Origin of the sequence: Pantoea sp. Lij88 (genome assembly GCF_030062155.1) — a bacterium.
Lineage (GTDB): Bacteria > Pseudomonadota > Gammaproteobacteria > Enterobacterales > Enterobacteriaceae > Pantoea.
In genome coordinates this window covers 545017-564466 of record NZ_CP118267.1, presented here as the reverse complement: position 1 = coordinate 564466, position 19450 = coordinate 545017, and the positions used below count along the sequence as shown (strand labels likewise).

14 protein-coding genes are annotated in these 19450 nt (G+C 58.5%); 5 read left to right on the top strand and 9 right to left on the bottom strand.

Annotated elements, in window-relative coordinates; translation table 11 throughout:
- Nucleotides 1-22: 22 nt before the first annotated feature.
- The gene (locus tag PU624_RS02860; RefSeq protein ID WP_283544780.1) at nt 23-508 is read right to left on the bottom strand and encodes a helical membrane plugin domain-containing protein; all 486 of its coding nucleotides are present in this window, start codon (nt 506-508) and stop codon (nt 23-25) included.
- A complete protein-coding gene (gene fdhF / locus PU624_RS02855; RefSeq protein ID WP_283544779.1) occupies nt 508-3480 on the bottom strand; it encodes a formate dehydrogenase subunit alpha in 2973 nt (990 codons plus the stop codon). Before fdhF ends, PU624_RS02860 begins: the two co-directional genes overlap by 1 nt.
- 829 nt (nt 3481-4309) lie before the next feature.
- Between fdhF and PU624_RS02850 the strand changes: the two genes are divergently transcribed.
- Nucleotides 4310-4930 carry a response regulator transcription factor gene (locus PU624_RS02850; RefSeq protein ID WP_283544778.1) on the top strand — a complete coding sequence of 207 codons (621 nt, stop codon included), beginning with the start codon at nt 4310-4312 and terminating at the stop codon, nt 4928-4930.
- Between the two features lie 28 nt (nt 4931-4958).
- On the opposite strand, the gene PU624_RS02845 is transcribed toward PU624_RS02850, so the two are convergent.
- The 5 genes from PU624_RS02845 to PU624_RS02825 all read right to left on the bottom strand — a co-directional run bounded on the left by PU624_RS02845 (nt 4959) and on the right by PU624_RS02825 (nt 12161).
- Complete coding sequence (locus tag PU624_RS02845) at nt 4959-10499, bottom strand: AAA family ATPase (protein WP_283544777.1); 5541 nt, start codon at nt 10497-10499, stop codon at nt 4959-4961.
- Entirely contained in the window at nt 10499-10882 is a 384-nt protein-coding gene (locus PU624_RS02840) for a response regulator transcription factor (RefSeq protein WP_283544776.1), read from the bottom strand. Before PU624_RS02840 ends, PU624_RS02845 begins: the two co-directional genes overlap by 1 nt.
- A 43-nt stretch (nt 10883-10925) precedes the next feature.
- Complete coding sequence (locus tag PU624_RS02835) at nt 10926-11180, bottom strand: XapX domain-containing protein (RefSeq protein WP_283544775.1); 255 nt, start codon at nt 11178-11180, stop codon at nt 10926-10928.
- Between the two features lie 2 nt (nt 11181-11182).
- Nucleotides 11183-11407, bottom strand: a complete 225-nt coding sequence (locus PU624_RS02830) for a XapX domain-containing protein (protein ID WP_283544774.1) — start codon at nt 11405-11407, stop codon at nt 11183-11185.
- Between the two features lie 61 nt (nt 11408-11468).
- Complete coding sequence (locus PU624_RS02825; protein ID WP_090965561.1) at nt 11469-12161, bottom strand: hydrolase; 693 nt, start codon at nt 12159-12161, stop codon at nt 11469-11471.
- A 287-nt stretch (nt 12162-12448) separates the two neighbouring features.
- Between PU624_RS02825 and PU624_RS02820 the strand changes: the two genes are divergently transcribed.
- Genes PU624_RS02820 through PU624_RS02805 form a run of 4 tightly spaced genes read left to right on the top strand, consistent with a single transcriptional unit; the run spans nt 12449 to nt 17237 of the window.
- Complete coding sequence (locus tag PU624_RS02820) at nt 12449-14326, top strand: amidohydrolase (RefSeq protein ID WP_283544773.1); 1878 nt, start codon at nt 12449-12451, stop codon at nt 14324-14326.
- Nucleotides 14327-14328: 2 nt separating this feature from the next.
- Nucleotides 14329-14751, top strand: coding sequence for a DoxX family protein (locus PU624_RS02815; protein WP_283544772.1), 423 nt, complete (start codon nt 14329-14331; stop codon nt 14749-14751).
- Nucleotides 14738-16366, top strand: a complete 1629-nt coding sequence (locus tag PU624_RS02810) for an MFS transporter (protein WP_283544771.1) — start codon at nt 14738-14740, stop codon at nt 16364-16366. Before PU624_RS02815 ends, PU624_RS02810 begins: the two co-directional genes overlap by 14 nt.
- A gap of 49 nt (nt 16367-16415) precedes the next feature.
- Nucleotides 16416-17237 (top strand): alpha/beta fold hydrolase, encoded by an 822-nt coding sequence (locus PU624_RS02805; RefSeq protein WP_283544770.1) that lies wholly within the window; start codon nt 16416-16418, stop codon nt 17235-17237.
- Between the two features lie 304 nt (nt 17238-17541).
- Here the strand turns inward: PU624_RS02805 and PU624_RS02800 are convergent, their stop codons facing one another.
- Both PU624_RS02800 and PU624_RS02795 read right to left on the bottom strand, forming a co-directional pair.
- Complete coding sequence (locus PU624_RS02800) at nt 17542-18267, bottom strand: pirin family protein (protein WP_003855194.1); 726 nt, start codon at nt 18265-18267, stop codon at nt 17542-17544.
- Nucleotides 18268-18429: 162 nt separating this feature from the next.
- The gene (locus tag PU624_RS02795) at nt 18430-19410 is read right to left on the bottom strand and encodes a LacI family DNA-binding transcriptional regulator (RefSeq protein WP_283544769.1); all 981 of its coding nucleotides are present in this window, start codon (nt 19408-19410) and stop codon (nt 18430-18432) included.
- Nucleotides 19411-19450: the final 40 nt, after the last annotated feature.

Genomic DNA, 19450 nt, shown 5'->3' with positions numbered 1-19450 from the left:
TCCTGAACGATCGCAGACTGAGTTACTCCCGGCTGGGCTTGCCACTGAAGCGCGTAATCGGCTTCTCCTCTTCACGGTCGATCTGGTGTGAAAAGACTTCCAGCGCCGCGAAGATCGGGCGCAGCCCGCGCCAGAGATCCTCATCATTCAGTAACCGGATAATGCCGCGAATGCCCGGCGCAGCTTTTCCCTGCCGGGCCTCATCACGGGCGGGTTTCACGGCCATCGCGGCATCACGCACCGCCAGTAGCAGATGATTAAATTGCTCGGGCGGCACGCTGCCCAGCGTCATCATCAGCAACGAAAGATTCTGCAGCGCATTCTGCGTGCCGGGCTGATTAAGCCCGGAGATCAGAATTTTCCCTACCTCGTTGTTCGATTTAACCAGATCGTTCGCCAGTCGCAGAAAGCCATGCTGGTGGAGATTTTCGAGCAACTCATCCATCGCCTCACGAGCGGTCGGTTCGGTGCGCGTCGGCGGGACCTGATACTTCATCCGTTCTGCCATTAAAATTTCTCCGGTTTTTCGACATGTTCAGGCGGTTCACGATAACCGGCCTGCTGCCATTTTTGTTCAATCGGCAGGTGTTCAAGCGGCGTACGACTGCCGTGGCGGAAATTGTGAAGCGGCACCGGATTGGGCTGCGGACGGCGATCGACCCGCTTCATGTTGACCGCGATCTCTTTATAAGCCGGGGTATTCACGTCAGGATCGTGATGCTCACCGGTCAGCGCGTTGACGCCATCCTTACCATGGTGAATCGGCATAAAGAGCACGTTGCCCGCCACGCGCTCGGTGATAACCACCGGCACATCCAGCGATCCGCGTCGCGAGGTGATGCGCACCCACTCTCCTTCGCTCAGCGCGCGTGAGGCGGCCAGTTCGGGTGAGATCTCGACAAAAGCATTGGGCGACAGCGACATCATGCGGCCACCCTGGCCGGTCTGATTCATCGACTGGAAATGCTCCAGCATCCGGCCATTATTCAGCAGCAGATTATATTCGGCATCCTCCTGCTCGGCGGGCGGCTGCCAGCTCAGCGGGTAGAGGCGCGCTTTGCCATCCGGGAAATTGAACCGTTCCGTATAGAGACGCGGCGTGCTTTCGCCTTCGGCGCTGACCGGCCAGAGCTGTGACTGCCAGCCGACCAGATTCTCATAGCTGACGCCCGCGAAAATCTCTGCAATGCCCGCCGCTTCTGCCATGATCGCGCCCGGATTCGGGTAATGCCAGTGATGACCGAGGCGGGCAGCGAGCTCGGTGAAGATCTGCCAGTCGGGACGACAATCGCCCAGCGGTTTCATCGCCGGAGAAAAGTGCTGGATGCGCCGCTCGGTGTTTACAAACGTGCCCTCTTTCTCCACGCTCGGCGCACCGGGCAGAACCACGTCGGCAAACTCGGCGGTACGTGACATAAAGATGTCCTGCACCACCATAAATTCCAGCTTGCTGAAGGCGGCATGCACCGAAGCGGCGTCAGCATCCGCAAACGCCGTCTCTTCGCCGGTGATGTACATCGCGCGGATTTTGCCTTCACCCGCCTCCTGCACCATCCTGAAGTTATCGGCCCCTGGCTTGTCGGAGAGTGCATCAGGAGCGACGCCCCAGGCGCACGCCCATTTTTCCCGTACCGCAGCGTCCGTGACTTTTTCATAACCCGGATAGAGATTGCTCAGGCAGCCGAAGTCACTGGCGCCCTGCACGTTGTTATGACCGCGCATCGGATAGCCGCCGGTGCCTGGCCGGCCGTAGTTACCGGTGACCAGCAGCAGGTTTGACAGCGCGGTGCTGGTGTCAGCCCCGTGGCTGTGCTGGGTAATCCCCATCGCCCACAATATGCAGGCGCTGCCCGCCTGGCCGATCATCTCCGCCGCCTTTGTCAGCTCTGCCTCGCTCAGGCCACAGATCGCGCTGGCAAAAGCCAGCGTAAACGCGTCGAGTGAGGCGCGATACTCTTCAACCTGATTTACCCGCTGCGCCAGAAACGCCTCATCGGCATGACCGTGATCAAACATATACTTCGCCATCGCCGAGGCCCAGACCAGGTCGGTGCCAGGCCGTATACGCAGATAGCAGTCAGCCCGTTCCGCCATTTCATGACGACGCGGATCAACGACCAGCAGTTTCTGACCACGATGTTTATGGCTCTGCTTAATGTGCGACGCAATGACCGGATGATTTTCAGAGAGGTTACTGCCGACCAGCACAATCAGGTCGGTCTCCTGCAGATCCTTTATCGTTCCGGCATCGCCGCCGTAACCGACGGTGCGGAACAGCCCTTCTGTCGCCGGGTTCTGACAATAGCGCGAGGAGTTATCGACGTTGTTGGTACCGAAGATTAAACGGGCGATTTTCTGCGTGAGATAGGCTTCTTCATTGCTGGCTTTGCTGGATCCGATAAAGCCAATCGCATCGCCACCATAATTCTGCGCGATGCCCTGCAAGCCTTCGGCAACGCGCTGCAACGCTTCGTCCCAGCTGGCAGGCCGGAAGCGGCCATTTTCGCGGATCAGGGGGGTAGTCAGGCGCTCCGGGCTGTTGACGAAATCCCAGCCGAATTTACCTTTCACGCAGGTGGAGATGCCATTGGCCGGCGCATCCGCGACTGGCTGAATTTTCAGGATATGGCGATCGCGGGTCCAGATCTCAAAGCTGCAGCCCACGCCGCAATAAGTACAGACGGTTTTGGTGCGGTTGATCTCCGATTGACGCAGCGCCACGTCTATTTTCGACACGCCGGTAATAGGCTCCATGCCGATGCTGTTTTCCAGCGTTTTCACAAAGTCGATCAGGGGACGTTTCAGCCCCTCATCCATTGCGGTGAACGGACCCGCATCGGGCTGCATGGTTTTTTCCAGCAGGGCATTACACGGGCAGACCGTGACGCAGTGGCCACAGCTGACGCAGCTGGAGCCGGCGATTTCAGTGCCGCCATCCCACAGCACGCGCGGATGTGCCTGGGTGTAGTCAATAGAAAGCGTCTCATTGACCTCAACATTCTGGCACGCCTCGACACAGCATCCGCACAGGATGCACTGGTCAGGATCGTAGGTGTAAAACGGGTTGGAGTGATCTTTTGCATACGGCTTGGGCTGATGAGGATAGTACTGAATCGGAATGTGCATATCAGCAACGGCATTATGCAGGGTGCAGTCACCGGTATTGTGCTCGCAGACGGTGCAGTAAAGCTCATGACGGTTGAGCAGCCGATCCATGCCCTCCTGCTGCGCAGCCCTGACCGCACTGCCTTCACTCTGCACCGTCAGGCCCTCTTCAGTGCGAAGCGTGCAGCCGCGTACCCGCTCGCCATTGGCATCCACCCAGCAGACATCGCAGCTCTGCAGCGGTTGCAGCGCCGGGTGATAACAGACATGAGGTAATTTTTTCCCGTGAGCGTCCAGAAAATCGATTAGCGGTTGATTAGCTAACCCTTTCAACCGTTCACCATTAAAGAGAATGGTGCAGTAATTTTCACTCATATAAGCCTCATGACGACAGTGCGTAGAGATTCCGGCTGGAAAAATATCCCTGTATTTAAAGGGTTGCCTCACAAGCTTAGTGAGGATTAGCCACCGCGCCATGAATACCGCTACGCTTATCAAGGTTAATGGCTGACAGTTAAGGGTTTTTTAAATGTAATGACTTTTTACCGCGTGAAGTTCGTCGTGTTTTACAAACGCGTCAGTGACAAAGTGAGCGGGACTTTTGCGGTGATAAGCGATAACTGCTCGGGGGCCGGGTATGCGACTTGATATGAAATATAAAAGTATGTTGTAACTATGAAGCCAGCTTACCTTATCTTCTTTCAGGGCCAGATGCGAGCATCAACACTCTGCACAGTCTGCCCCGTGAATCCTGTGAATTAATCCATTATCCGCCCCGGCCTGAGTTACCGTACCGCTTAATATCTGAATTAATTTCGCACTGCTACTTTCTTATTGTGTATAAACTCCTGCTGAAACGATTTTATCCGGCAAAGCGGTTTATGGACTATTTCCGGTCCTGCTAAGTACTATTCTCCTGGCCGAGATTAAGTGTGCAATGCGTGGCCCGAATATGGCGTTTAAATGACGGTTCACTCCCTTCACAACCGCAATTTCATCCCACACCTCACAGCCAGCCGCTCATGATTTAACCATACCTATCAGTAATTTATCCGAATTTTAACAAGCCGTTAATTATAAGATGATAATGATTACTGTTATGGTAATATCCTGTTAACCCTGCGCGACTCATGCTTATCAGGGCCTCTTTGCACATCATGCTTAATTAAATCATCAGTAAAACTCTGGCTGAAATGAGGTCCTTATGAATCCCATCGTATATATCGTTGACGACGACGCGGCTGTAACTTCTGCACTGCGTAATCTGCTCACCGCCGACGATTACACGGTTATCTCTTTCTCTTCAGCTGATGATTTCCTGGCGCACGCGATAACTCCCCTTCCCTGTTGTCTGATTCTGGATATTAACCTGCCCGGCGCGGATGGATTTGATGTCGCCCAGGCGTTGATCGATCGCGGCTATACCCTTCCCACGATTTTCCTGACCGGTTTCGGAACCATTCCTGTCACGGTGCGGGCGATGAAAACCGGTGCTTATGAGTTTCTGACTAAGCCTGTCGATCCTGAGCGTATTTTGCAGGCGGTCTCGGAAGCCTTAAACATTGCGGAGCAGAATCTGGCCTCTTCTGAGGCGCGGCGCGAGATATTTCAGCGGCATCAGACACTGACACCGCGTGAAAGCGAGGTGATGCTGCTGGCGATCAGTGGCCTGCTGAATAAGCAGATCGCCGCCGAAATGGGCGTCAGTGAGATTACTGCGAAAGTGCACAAGCGGCGGGTCATGGAGAAGATGAATGCGCGCTCGCTGACCGATCTGGTGCGGGCGGCAGAGCGGCTCAATATTGATCACAGCCGACGCCGCTAAGACCAGGCATTCAGCCTGGCCCGCTCGCCTATCCCAGCGGCAGCGTAAACCAGAAACAGCTGCCGCCCTCGGGCCGGTTCTCAGCGCCTAACTCACCACAGTGCTTTTTGATGATCCCTTTGCTGATGGTGAGCCCCATGCCCATGCCGCTTTTTTTCGTGGTGTAGAAAGACTCAAAGATCCGTTCCCGCACGTCATCAGGTAATCCACAGCCGCTGTCCAGCACCTCAAATCTCAGGGTATCAGGCGCAGGATTTTCTGAGGTGAGGCGTAACACCGCCGCACGCGGCAGGTCGTCGGACATCGCATCGATGGCATTGATCACCAGGTTCAGCAACACCTGCTGAATCTGAACGCGATCGCAGACAATATCTGCCTTCGCGGCCCGCAGTTTCAGCTCCAGCGAAATCCCGCGTCGTTCCAGCTCTATCCGGGAGAGCGCCAGAATGTCCCGGGCGATCAGATGCAGGTTTTCCGGCGCAAAGCTCGATTCATGTTTGCGGGTCAGCGCCTGCAGGCCACGGATGATCTCCCCGGCGCGCTGGCCCTCTTTGATAATCTCATCCAGCCCCCTGCTGGCATTTTCCAGCATCAGCGGTTCCCGCTTCAGCCAGCGCAGCGTGGCCCCCGCATTGGCGACGATCGACATCAGCGGCTGGTTAATTTCGTGGGCGATGGACGCGGTCAGCTGCCCGACGGTGGTGGCGCGGGTGACGCGAGCCAGATCCGCCTGCGCCATACGCGCGCTGTCTTCCGCCAGACGCTGCGAAGTGATGTCGGAAATGGTGCCGAAGTACTCTTTAACCTCCGGGAAATTGTCTACCGGTTCCCCGATACCTTTGATGTAGCGACATTCCCCATCCGGTCTCAGCACCCGGAACTCAGCCTGCATGCTGCGTCCCTGACTGACACTGTGCGTCACCAGTTCGCTGATACATTCATAGTCATCGGGGTGAACGCGGGTCAGGAAGTCGGCCATCGACAGTCCCTTCTGTCCGGCTGGCAGCCCCAGAATCCGGCCATACTCTTCAGAGACCATCATCATGTCCTCCGTCACTTCCCAGCGCCACGTACCGGTATGACTGATCTTTTCGCCGAGCATCAGCGAGGTTTTGCTGGCACGCAGCTGTTTCTCCACCCGCCGCCGGTGGGTGTTCTCCTCCAGCAGTTCCGCGTAAAGCCGGGCCGTTTCCAGCGAAACCGCCGCCTGCGCACTCAGGGTTTTCACAATGTGCGAGTGCTCAGCGGTGAACGCATCGGGCATCAGGCGGTTTTCCAGATAAAGCACGCCCACCATATTGGCCTGCCTGAACATCGGAACACAGAGCACCGCTGCGCCCGAAGCGACCAGGTAGGGATCCTGACTGAATGGACTGAACGCCTCGGGTTTGCCCGTGCGAATCTCCTGCCCGGTCCGAATGACTGCGGACAGCACCGATAGCGGCAGGTCGGTCGCGTCGGGTCGCTCTTTGACAATCTGCACCCGCACGCCATCGGCCGTGCTTTCCGCCCAGGCCTGCGTCTCTGGCAGATTGCCATCCAGAATCCGGATGAGGCGACAGCGCTGAGCCCCGGCCCGCTCCAGCAGCATGCGCATCAGGGTGTGAATCAGACGATCAAGGTTGATCTCCTCCGTCAGGGCACGCACAGCGGTCAGCACACTTTCCAGATCGTAATAAGCGGCATCCTGAGTAAAGGGGATGGTCGCCAGCGCGCTGTTCTGCACCGGCGCAGCCAGATGCGGATAATGCTGCTCCAGCTGGCGCACCATCGCCTGCGCCCCCCAGTTCTCCCAGCTGACCATCGCGGCCCTGATGTAAGCATCAGCGGCGGTATCAAGCCGTAAGGCCTTGCAGCATCGGCCCGCCAGCTGATTCGCCAGCGCATGAATGTGCAGATATCCGGCCTGGCGGGAAAGACGAATCGCATTTTCAAACTGCTTCAGTGCCTCGCCTGTGTCGCCCTTAAGGCGGGCACACTCTGCCCTCAGCAGGGCATATTTGTCCGCAAACAGGCCGGGATTAAGCTCAGCCCAGCTGGCAAACTTGTCCAGATGGTTTCGCAGCGCGTCGCTGTCAACAGCATCAGGCTGATGACTCAGGGATAATGCACTGTAAAAATGCATATCCATCAGGTAGATATATGCGGGCACCGCGTTAATCAACAGCTGGATTCCGGTCAGACAGCGCAGCGCGTCACCGTATTCACCCGCAAAGAAATGGGCCATTCCCCGATACAGTCCCGCCCAGAACCGCACCATCGCTTTAGGGCCGGAGACCGGCCCCGGCTCACCGCCCGCCACCAGCGACAACGCCTCGTCGCGCTCGCCTGCTCTGAACCCGTTGCTGTTACGCAGTTGCATGACCAGCTGCTTCTGCATCAGCAGGACGTTCCCGACATCGGGATAAACCGTTTTACGGGTAAAGGCGAGTCCGCGCTCAATGGAGGTCATCACCGACTCCAGATGATCGCCACGGGTCAGCGTGTTCATGATCTGATGGCGTAATGAGAGACAGGCAAAAGAGCGATCGCCGTGCCTCACCGCGACGCGGAAAGTTTCACGGGCACACTCGACGGCGACATCCAGCGGCTGCGTCCAGATCCCCACCTGATCCAGCGGCAGCAGCGTGCGGGCTTTGTAGCGGATAAAGTCATGCCGCTCCACCAGATCACGCGCGACCTGGCCACAGGCATAACTCAGGTGCCAGGCCTGATAGCGTTCCCCCGTCAGCACGCTGAACCACGCCAGGCCAAACGCAGAGGCACCGGTCATGCCGTGCTCCAGCGTCATCTCCAGCATCCGGCAGACCAGAATCAGATGCAGCTGCGGGCAGTCGTAGGCAGAGACAAAAATAGTGCTGGCCATCAGGTTCAGCACCGACTCAATTTCGGGATTGCTGTTCAGCGGCAATCCGGCAAAAGCGGCCTGCGGCGAATCGCCGATCCGGGTCCTGAGCGCCAGCCAGGCGGCGTCGATCTCCGCGTCATCCGGATCCCGGTTGAGATGCACACCAGACACCGCCAGCCAGGCCAGCGCGGTTTCCAGCGCCAGATGGTTGTCAGACTGCCGCATGTGAATTTCCGCAGAGAGGCAGGCGGCCAGTGATTTTTCACTCAGGGTGCCCGGCTCACTCAGCAGTCGGGTACAGAGCGTTTGGGCTGTCGTAAGATTTCCGTGCAGAAACTCGCACTCCGCCTCATCAAAGCCCAGCATAAAGTCATTGCCAGTCACCATCCGAAGGCTGAGGCGCTGGGCAGTGCGCAGATAGCGCAGCGCCGAGAGATAATCCCCGGCACGTTTTGCCGCCTGCGCAGCGCGCAGACAGAGGGGGTAGTAACGTTCACGATCTGCGACACCGAGCGGCAGTTCAGCAATCATGCCAATGTGATAAACCGCCCGGAACAGTGTCTCACTGTTATCCGCAGTCGCAACGGCTGCGGACAGCCAGGCCGCCGCCTGCTGATGAAGATGCTGTTGCTGCCGGAGGTCGGGCAGCAGTAACGCTGCGTTATGCACGCGATCGTGCGTAAAGGCATAGCGCCCGCCGGTCAGGGTGATGAACCGGCTGCTGACGGCCGGTTCAAGCTGAAGCTGTATCAGCGTCACGGGCGTCCCGTTGAGTTGACTTAACAGCGACAGCTCGCCACTGGCTCCCAGGCAGGCCAGCGATCCCAGCAGCTGACGTGTGCTCTCCGGCATCCGCGCCAGCTGATTTAGCACCAGCGAGGCCACATTGTCGGTGTAGTGACGCGCCATCAGCGCCTGCCTGTCGTAATGCCATTTCGGCGGGTTCTGCCGAAAGTTAATCACGCCGTCCTCCACCGCCTGCCGGAAAAACTCCTGCATCGAAAGCGGATTGCCGCCGGTTTTCTCAAAGAGTATCTGTGCCAGCTCGCGATTGCCGCCTGGACGGGTATGCAGCCTCCCCGCCAGCCAGCGCCCGATGCTTTTAACACTCAGCGGCTGCGGCGTCAGGGCGACCACCCGGGGTGCTGACGCTCTGAGCCGTAGCAGGAATCCGGCAATCATCGGACAGGGCATCGATTCACCCTCCCGGAAGGCGAGCACCAGCATAAACGGCAGATGCTCATGTCGGGTTATCAGGTTTTCCAGCAGTTGCAGCGTGGCATTATCCGCCCAGTGCACATCATCAATCAGCATCACCAGCGGGCGACCCGGTGTGGCAAAAGCCTGAATAAGCGCCGAAGCCATCTGATTGAACTGCTCGCGGGCGTCGGGCGCATGGCGGACCACCGGCGGTAAGCTCTGGATATTCAGCAGCTGTTTTAACTCAGGCACCAGCTCAATGGCTAAGTCGGTGTATCCGCCCAGCAGCCGCAACAGTCTTCCCCGCCACTTGCTGACTTCCAGGGCCGACAAGCCCAGCAGATAGAGCGTGACCGTGCGAAATGCGGAGGCCACAGCGGCGTAGGGTGCGGCGGGAGAATGTTGATCGGCCTTGCTGGCGGCCAGCAGAATCTGTCGGTGCTGCAGGCTTTTCAGGGCGGAAGCGATAATGGCGGACTTACCCGAGCCGGGCGCACCGCTCAGCATCACCAGGCTCTGCGTTCCGGTGCGGTTGACCGACTCCAGCGTTGTCAGCAACACGCGGGCCTGTGGATGCCGGGTGAACAGCGTTTCGGGGCGGAAACTGGTGCTGAACCGCTCCTGCAGACCGGGCGTAAAAGGTGCGATGGTGTTCTCCGCTGTCAGCGTCGCCTGACAGCGGCGCAGGTCGGCCATCAGCCCCTGCACGCTCTGATAGCCGTCAGCGGGTGACTTGGCCAGCAGACGCAGCAGAATCACCGAGAGCATCGGCGGTACATCCGCTCTGACCTGATCGGCTGGCCGGGGCGCGCTGGCGATGTGATGGTGGATCCACTCCGCTTCACCCGCAGCCGGTGAGCCAAACGGCAGCTTACCGGTCAGGTATTCATACAGCACCACGCCCAGGCTGTAGAGATCGCTGAGGCTGCTGACCGGATGCGGCGTGCGGCCGGTATGCTCGGGGGACATATAGGCCAGCGTGCCGCCTGAGGCGCGCAGGTTATTTTTCTCCGCCGCCTGCGCCGCCAGCGAGGCGAGTCCAAACCCGCCCAGCCGGAAGCGTCCCTCATCAGTAATGAAAAAATGGCCCGGCTTGATATCCCCATGCACGATGCCCTGATGATGCGCCTGACCCAGCGTGTAGCAAAGCTGCAACGCAACCTGCAGAAAGTCGGCGATGTTGTCGGGAGGGGTGGAGAGAGTGTCAGCCAGGGTGCGAAACGGAAACGGGGGGTAAATCAGCGCATACCGGTTGAGGTAGCGGGTGGTGCCGATGGCGGTAATGGCCCAGCGGGGAGAGAGATACGCGGCCAGCGCGCGCTCATTTTTAAGCCGCTGCGTCGCCTGAAACGTGACATCGTCACTCTGTCCGGTGGCGATAATCACTGACTCGCCAGACGGGCGGCGCGCCAGCATCCAGAGCAGACAGCCCTCGTGCGCCAGCGGTGTCAGTGTATCGACATCTTCAATCGCGATCCCTGCGTCGTCACTCTCCTGGAAATTAACCGAAAGAAGGCTCATCAGCGCACATCTCCCTGAGATAACTCGCAACGGATCAGTGTCAGCAGCGTATCAACATCAATCGGCTTTCGCAAAAAAGTGACGGCACCCAGCGCAATGCCATACCACAGCGTGGTTTCTTCCGAATCCGCCGAGATAAAAATCACCGGCGGCAGATCGGCCCGTTGTTTCAGGATCGTAAATAGCTCAAAACCGGACATGCCCCGGAGGCCGACATCAATGATCAGCATGGCCGCCTCTGAAAGCGCATCGTCGTCGTCCAGCAGCGCCTCACCGGATTCAAATGATCGGGTTAAGTAGCCGTCTGAATGCAACAGATTGCTCAGTCCACTGCGGACCGTGCGTTCATCATCAACAATGACAATACGCCGGGAGAGCGTCATGCAGGTTTCCTCTGAAACGCCTCACCGTGCGGCACGCGAGGACTTAAGGGGTGTTATCGCCATCGGGTGGAGGTGTCCCACTGATTTTTGGTACACACTCATGGCTGAACCACTTCAGCGTCACCGGCTGTCGCCGGAACAGACGTTTAGCCAGCGGAATCAACTGTTCCCCCACCAGCATGCCGAACAGCCCCACCAGCGCAATGATAGGTGGTGCCGGAGAGTTAACGTTGATCAGGGCATAGATTACCCCGGCGAGCAGGCCCACCGCGAGAGAAATAATGTAGGATTTCAACATGTTCAGCTTTTCCGCAATAAGGATGGAACGGGCGGAACATCGGGCTGATGCAGGGCAGTCGCAGGCTTTTCAGCGGGTGAAAACGCATGGACCAGCGCCCCGCCCAGCAGCATGCCCAGCAGGCCCACCAGCGCAATCGCAGGCGGAGCCGGGGAACGCACCTTCAGCAGGCCATAAAGCAGGCCAATCACTACCCCGGCAGCCAGAGATACAAGTAGAGGATTCATGACCCGCTCCTGTGATGCTACTCTGCTGACCGGCAACCTCTGCCGATCAGCAGGACGCCGCTTAGCGGACCGGTGCGTGAACCGGCGCCAGGGTACGGTGTTCACTTTTCTGACGTGAAGGCGCTTTATGCACCATGGTGTAGGCGTAATCCACACCAATACCGTAAGCACCGGAATGCTCTTTGGCGATGTTCATCACCGCATCGTAGGTGTCACGGTTGGCCCAGTCACGCTGCCACTCCAGCATCACCTGCTGCCAGGTCACCGGCACCACGCCCGCCTGAATCATGCGCTGCATCGCGTAGTCGTGTGCTTCTTTAGTCGTGCCGCCTGATGCGTCCGCCACCATATAGATTTCGTAGCCGCCTTCCAGCATCGCGCAGAGCGCAAAGCTGTTGTTGCACACTTCTGTCCAGAGGCCAGACACCACCACTTTCTTCTTCCCGTTGGCGGCCAGCGCATCACGCACTTTCTGATCATCCCAGGAGTTCATTGAGCTGCGCTCCAGAATATCCAGACCCGGGAACACATCCAGCAGTTCCGGGTAGGTGTGACCCGAGAAGCTTTCGGTTTCGACCGTGGTGATGATGGTGGGGATATTGAAGACTTTCGCCGCCTTCGCCAGCGCAACGGTGTTGTTTTTCAGCACCTGGCGGTCAATGGATTGCACGCCAAAGGCCATCTGCGGCTGCTGGTCGATGAAGATAATCTGGCTGTTATGTGGCGTGAGGACTTCAAGTTTAGCGTTGGACATGCGTTCACCCATAGAGGTTATGTAACGGAATTTCCGCCAAACGGCGCGGAGCAAAAAGACGGTCAGTGCAGATTTAACGCCCTGCTGCTGGCTGTCTGGTCGCAGTGTAGGGCGACGTGCAACGGCAAACTATTATCTCTGCGTATAACTATACGAAGGTATAGGTATCCCTCTGTATAACTAGACGCCCCCGCAGCCCGCTCACCATAATCCGGCTTATTCGTGCCCTGTTGTCTGCGGCACTTCCTGTCCCGCATTAAGCCGGACACCCCCGTTGAGGAGCATCTATGGTTACGCTGGGTAAAGCAGAACTAATACTGACCCATGGCAAATTTCATACCGTCGACCGCAGCAATCCGGTGGCAGAAGCGGTTGCGATTCGCGATGGTAAGTTCGTTGCGGTTGGCACGCTGGCTGAGGCGATGGCGTTTCACTGCGACGGCACCAAAGTGGTCGATCTTAAGGGCCATACCGCCGTGCCGGGCCTGAACGATTCACACCTGCATCTGATTCGCGGGGGGCTGAACTACAATCTTGAGCTGCGCTGGGAAGGCGTGCCATCGGTTGCCGATGCGCTGCGGATGCTGAAAGAGCAGGCGCTGCGCACGCCATCACCGCAGTGGGTCCGCGTCGTCGGTGGCTGGACCGAGTTCCAGTTTGCCGAGCGCCGGATGCCGACCCTGGATGAGATCAACGAAGCCGCGCCCGACACGCCGGTGTTCGTGCTGCACCTTTATGATCGCGCCCTGCTCAACCGCGCCGCACTGAAAGTGGTTGGCTACACCAAAGAGACGCCGAACCCGCCGGGCGGTGAAATTCAGCGCGACAGTAACGGCAATCCTACCGGCCTGCTGATCGCCCGTCCCAATGCGATGATCCTCTACGCCACGCTGGCGAAAGGACCGAAACTGCCGCTGGAACAGCAGGTCAACTCGACGCGCCAGTTTATGCGCGAACTGAACCGTCTGGGTCTGACCAGCGCCATCGATGCGGGCGGCGGCTTCCAGAACTATCCCGAAGATTACGAGGTGATCGCTGAGCTGCATCAGAAAAAGCAGATGACGCTGCGTATCGCCTACAACCTCTTCACTCAGCGTCCGGGTCATGAACTGGAAGACTTTGAGAAGTGGACAGATATGCTGACGCCCGGTCAGGGCAGCGACTATTTCCGTCACAACGGCGCAGGTGAAATGCTGGTCTTCTCGGCCGCCGACTTCGAAGATTTCCTGGAGCCGCGTCCGGACTTAGCGCCTGGCATGGAAGACGAGCTGGAGCGCGTGGTCCGTCATCTGGTCGAGCATCGCTGGCCTTTCCGCCTGCATGCGACCTATGACGAGTCGATCAGCCGGATGCTGGATGTGTTCGAAAAAGTCGACCGCGATATCCCGTTCAACGGCCTGCACTGGTTCTTTGACCACGCGGAAACCATCACTCAGCGCAATATCGATCGGATTAAAGCGCTGGGCGGCGGCATTGCCGTGCAGCATCGTATGGCGTTTCAGGGGGAATACTTTGCTGAACGCTACGGCATCGAAGCCACCCGCCACACGCCGCCGGTTCAGAAAATGCTGGAGACCGGCGTGCCGGTAGGACTTGGCACCGATGCGACCCGCGTCGCCAGCTACAACCCCTGGACCGCGCTCTACTGGCTGGTTTCCGGCCGCACCGTGGGCGGCATGCAGATGTATGACGTGAACGCCCGCCTTGGCCGTGAAACAGCGCTCATGCTCTGGACGCAGGGCAGCGCCTGGTTCTCCAGCGAACAGGGTAAAAAAGGTCAGCTTAAAGTGGGCCAGCTGGCGGATCTGGCGGTGCTGAGCAAAGACTTTTTCAGCGTACCGGAAGAGGAGATCAAAGGCATTGAATCGGTGCTGACCGTGGTGGACGGCAATATCGTCTATGCCGCCGGATCGTTCGGTGCAGATGCACCTCCTGCGATTCCGGTCCTGCCTGAGTGGTCGCCGGTAGTGAAGGTGCCGGGTCACTATCGCAGCGCCCCGCCGGTTGCGCAGAGCCGTGCAGGCATGATGCCCGCCGTGCACCACTGCAGCGGCCCGTGCGGTGTTCATCGCCACTCGCATGAGATCGCCCGTGGCTCCAGCGTCCCCGTCGCCGAAGATAACGCCTTCTGGGGCGCGCTCGGCTGCAGCTGCTTCGCGTTTTAACCATGAATAACGCTATCGCTCTTTCGCCCCGCATCAACGCGGGGCTGTTCTTCCTGCGCCTGACCGGCAGCCTGCTGCTGTTACAGGTGCATGGGCTGCCGAAAATTCTGCATTTCAGCGAAGAACTGACGCGCATCGAAGATCCCTTCGGGATGGGCCCGATGATGAGCCTGCTGCCAGCCATACTGGCGGAAGTCATCTGTCCAATCTTTATTATCCTCGGCTGGGGAACCCGGATTGCCTGCCTGCCGATCATCGCGGTACTGCTGGTTGCGATGCTGGTCGTCCATCCTGGCTGGTCACTCGCGGAAGGTCAGTTCGGCTGGCTGCTGCTGATTATCTTTACCACGCTGGCACTGACCGGGCCTGGCGGCTGGCGCATCGGTGCGACAAAACCTCAGGGGAGACGTTATGGCACAGGTTAATGATATCCACCAGCTGGAGCAGGAGCCGCCCGAAGCGCGGCCCGCCAGTGAGGTTTCGCCCTTACAGCCGCTGCGCCAGCCGGTGTTCCGCATGCTGTGGATCGCCACCGTGGTTTCCAACATCGGTTCATGGATGAACGATGTCGGCGTGAACTGGACCATGCTGACGTTAAGTGCCGATCCGCTGGCCGTGGCGCTGGTGCAGGCGGCCAGCAGCCTGCCGATGTTTCTGTTCGCGCTGCCCTCCGGCGTGATGGCGGATATCGTCGACCGTCGCAAATATCTGCTCTTTTCCCAGCTGTGGACTTTTACCGCTGCCGCCGGGCTGACCGTGCTGGCCTGGACCGGCCATGTGACACCTGAAGTGCTGCTGGGCGCTGCCTTTTTGCTGAGCGCGGGCGCCGCCATGAGTTCGCCGCCCTTCCAGGCGATCGTGCCGGATCTGGTGACCAAAGCGGAACTCGGGCCTGCCATTGCCCTGAACTCACTCGGTATTAATATCAGTCGCGCCATCGGACCGGCGCTGGGCGGCCTGATCCTCTCGTTCACCGGCCCCTGGATGGTCTTCCTGCTCAATGCCCTGTCGGTACTGGGCGTCACCTGGGTGCTCTGGCGCTGGAAAGCGGAGCCGAGCGTGCAGCGACTCCCGCCAGAGCATTTTTTCCCGGCGGTGCGGGCCGGTCTGCGCTACGTTCATGCGGCTCCGGTACTGCGTAACGTGCTGGTGCGGACCTTCTCGTTCTTCCTGTTTGGCAGCGCGGGCTGGGCATTGCTGCCGCTGGTGGCGCGCCGTGAACTCGGCCTCGGCCCTGGCGGCTACGGCATCATGCTGGCCTGTATTGGGGTTGGCGCGATCACTGGCGCGGTGCTGCTGCCGCGTCTGCGCCGTCGCCTGAGTTCCGATCGCCTGATGGTGATCGCCAGTCTCCTGTTTGCCCTGACCATGCTGGCGCTGGCCTTTGTGCGCCACTTCTGGCTGCTGAATGCGTTTGAGTTCTTCACCGGATTTGCCTGGATTGCGGTGCTGTCGACGCTGAATCTTGGCGCACAGCGTAGCGCCGCGAAGTGGGTGAAAGCCCGCGCGCTGGCGGTCTATCTCACGGTGTTCTTTGGCTCCATGACCGCAGGCAGCGCCCTCTGGGGACAGCTTGCATCGCACGCCGGCATTCCGCTGTCGCTCTGCATCGCCGCGCTGGGCATGGTACTGGCCAGCAGCACCGTCTGGCGCTGGCGGCTCGATCAGGATCCCGATCTTAATCTCGATATGATCGGCGATGGCGTTAATGCGCCCGCACTGGATATCCGTCACGAACGAGGGCCGGTAATGGTGAATTACGAATACCGGATTAATATTGATGAAGCACATGCCTTTACCGTCTGCATGCAGGATATGCGGCGGGTCAGACGTCGCGGTGGCGCCATCAACTGGTCACTGTATGAAGATATCCTGCAGCCCGGCATTTTCGTTGAGACGTTTGTGGTCGGCTCCTGGGTCGAACATCTGCGTCAGAAAGAGCGCTACACTATCAACGACAAAAAGATAGAGCGGCGGGTTTTCGCTTTTCATCAGGGTGAAAATCACCCCGAGGTTCGCTATCTGGTGGCGCCAGTGTGACTGGCCCCCACCTTCTTTTCATTCATCACGTCATACAGAGGGCAATATCATGAGCACCTTTAAAACGACCGACGGTACACAGATCTACTTTAAAGACTGGGGCACCGGTAAGCCTGTTTTGTTCAGCCACGGCTGGCCGCTGGATGCCGACATGTGGGACAGCCAGATGAACTTCCTGGCCGACCACGGCTATCGGGTTATTGCATTTGACCGTCGTGGCTTTGGCCGCTCTGATCAGCCCTGGACCGGCAATAACTACGATACCTTTGCCTCTGATATCAACGATCTGATCACCCATCTCGACCTGCAGAACGTGACGCTGGTGGGCTTCTCCATGGGTGGCGGCGACGTCACACGCTACATCGGCAGCTATGGCAGCGATCGCGTCGCGGCGCTGGTGCTGCTGGGTGCCGTTACGCCGATCTTTGGAAAGACGGCGGACTACCCGCAGGGTGTTGATATGTCGGTGTTCGAGGGGATTCGGGATGGCCTGCTCAAGGATCGCGCGCAGTTCATCAAAGAGTTCGCGACGCCGTTCTTTGGCACCAATGCCGGACAGACCGTCTCCGATGGCGTGATGACGCAGACGCTGAACATCGCGCTGCTGGCCTCGCTGAAGAGCACCGTGGATTGCGTAACCGCCTTCGCAGAGACCGATTTCCGTGCCGACGTGGCGAAAGTGAATGTGCCGACGCTGGTGATTCATGGCAGCAACGACCAGATCGTGCCGTTTGAAACCACCGGTAAAGTGGCCGCGGAGATGATTGAAGGCGCAGAACTCAAGGTCTATGACAATGCGCCGCATGGTTTCGCGGTCACGCATCAGGATCAACTCAATCAGGATCTGCTGGCGTTCCTTAACGCGCAGTGATGCAGTCTGAAGCTGGCCGCAACAAATAAGCTCAACGCGCAGGTAACACGGCCAGAACAGGAAAGCGTCCCGTGCCATGGACAAAAACGCTGGGAGCGTTTTTGAACAACGCTAAGCGTTGGCCCGGCAACGGGCGCACCTCAGGGATGAGGTGCGTAATTGCGCGGGCCGGGCAGTCATGGATGACAGCTTTTGCGTCTTTCCGATCTGGCCGTGTTTTCTGCGCAGGCTTGATCTAAAAGCGGGCATTAGCCGTTGAGTCAACCATCTAAAACTGCGCGGCGAAAGCCGCGCAGTTTTCGTTTTAACGGGTTGGATGATTCACTTCATTGGGACGCAGATCGAACAACAACACCTCCGCCCCTTCACCGTGACTGAACGACAGCGTTTTTTCATCGCGAACCCGCGCGCCATCGCCGGCATTAAACTGCAGGCCATTGACCCTGACACTGCCGCGCGCCACATGAATATAGGCGTAGCGATCGTCCGGCAGCGTGATGGTCTGCTGCTCATCGCCCTGGAACAGCCCCGCATAGATGCGAATATCCTGACGCACCCGTAATGCGCCGTTTTCACCGTCCGGCGAAATAATCAGCCGCAGATTACCGCGTTTATCCGCTTCACTGACGGAGATCTGCTGATAGCCTGGCGGCGTATTTTTCTCTGCAGGTACCACCCAGATTTGCAGAAAATGCACACCCTCGGTGCCCGAGTGGTTGAACTCACTGTGGGTCACACCGCTGCCGGCACTCATCAGCTGCACATCGCCGGGAACAATCACCGAGCCGGTGCCCATTGAGTCTTTGTGCTCCAGCGCCCCTTCCAGCACATAAGAGATAATCTCCATGTTGCTGTGCGGATGCGCACCAAAACCACGTCCTTTGGCAACCCGATCATCGTTGATTACCAGCAGATCGGAGAAGCCCGCCTGTTTCGGATCCCAGTAGTTTGCAAAAGAGAAAGTGTGACGTGAATTCAGCCAGCCGTGATCGCCCACACCGCGTTGTTCTGACAATCTTTGCTCAATCATATTCTGCCCCTTCGTTGATTCGGGAAGTGCGAATGCCCTTCGATGGAAACAGCATATAAGTAAACCAGACAGCCATACAATGGCGTGAATCGGCAATCACTGTCTCGTTTTAGTGGACAATATGGGCGTGGGGATTGGAGTAAGGGTGAGCGGATGACGTACTCAGCTGCTGGCGCGCACCAGCAGTTCGCCCTGCATGATCACGCATTGCGGCGACGCGTCGGGCCGGGCAATTTTTTGCAGCACCAGTTCGCAGGCGCGACGGCCTATCTCTTTTGAGGGCTGAGCCAGCGTGGTCAGCGGCGGTGAGACCATGCTGGCCAGTTCGCTGCCGTCAAAGCCCACCACAGCGATGTCCTGAGGGATCCGCAGGCCCGCCTGCTGAATCGCCGCCATCGCACCGGCGGCCAGCGTATCGGACACCGCAAATACCGCGTCAGGTCGTGTCTCAGCAACCAGAAGCTGATTCATCGCTGCTTTTCCGGCGCTGAAGCTCAGATCACTGGCGTACGCGATAGCCTGAAAGGCCAGCTGCTGTTCATTAAGCTGAGCGGAATAGCCCTGCTGACGCAGACGGGCATAGCGATAGCTCAGGTCATGATTGATCAGCGCGATACGCTGTCGTCCCTGTCCGGCCAGATAGCGCACCACGGACTGCGCAGCGACTTCATCATCAATGCCGACACAGGAGATCTGGCCGTCATCATCATGTTCGGCGCACTGAACCCAGGGTGCCGCGCCAATCAGCTGGCTCAGCTCCGGCAGTTTGCTGAAGGCATCCATGGTGATAATGCCATCCACCATCTTGCCGGAGAGCAGTTGCAGGCTGGATCGCGAACGGGCGATATCTGTGCCCGAGTTACACAACAGGATGCGATAACCGTTTTTCTCCGCCTGCTCCTCAATGCCTTTAACCACCTCGGCGCAGAACGGGTTGGAGATATCGGAAACCAGCACCAGAATCATCGAGCTGCGCGCCGTGCGCAGCTGACGCGCCAGCAGGTTGGGCTGATAGTTGCTCTCTTTAATCGCCGCGAGGACTTTCTGCCGGTTCGCCGGTTTGACGCTGTCGCTGTTATTCAGCACCCTGGAAACGGTAGCGACCGAGACGCCCGCCATCCGCGCGATTTTCTGAACTGACATAAAGATCCCTCTGTGTTGACCCGTGCCCTGCCAGTGCCAC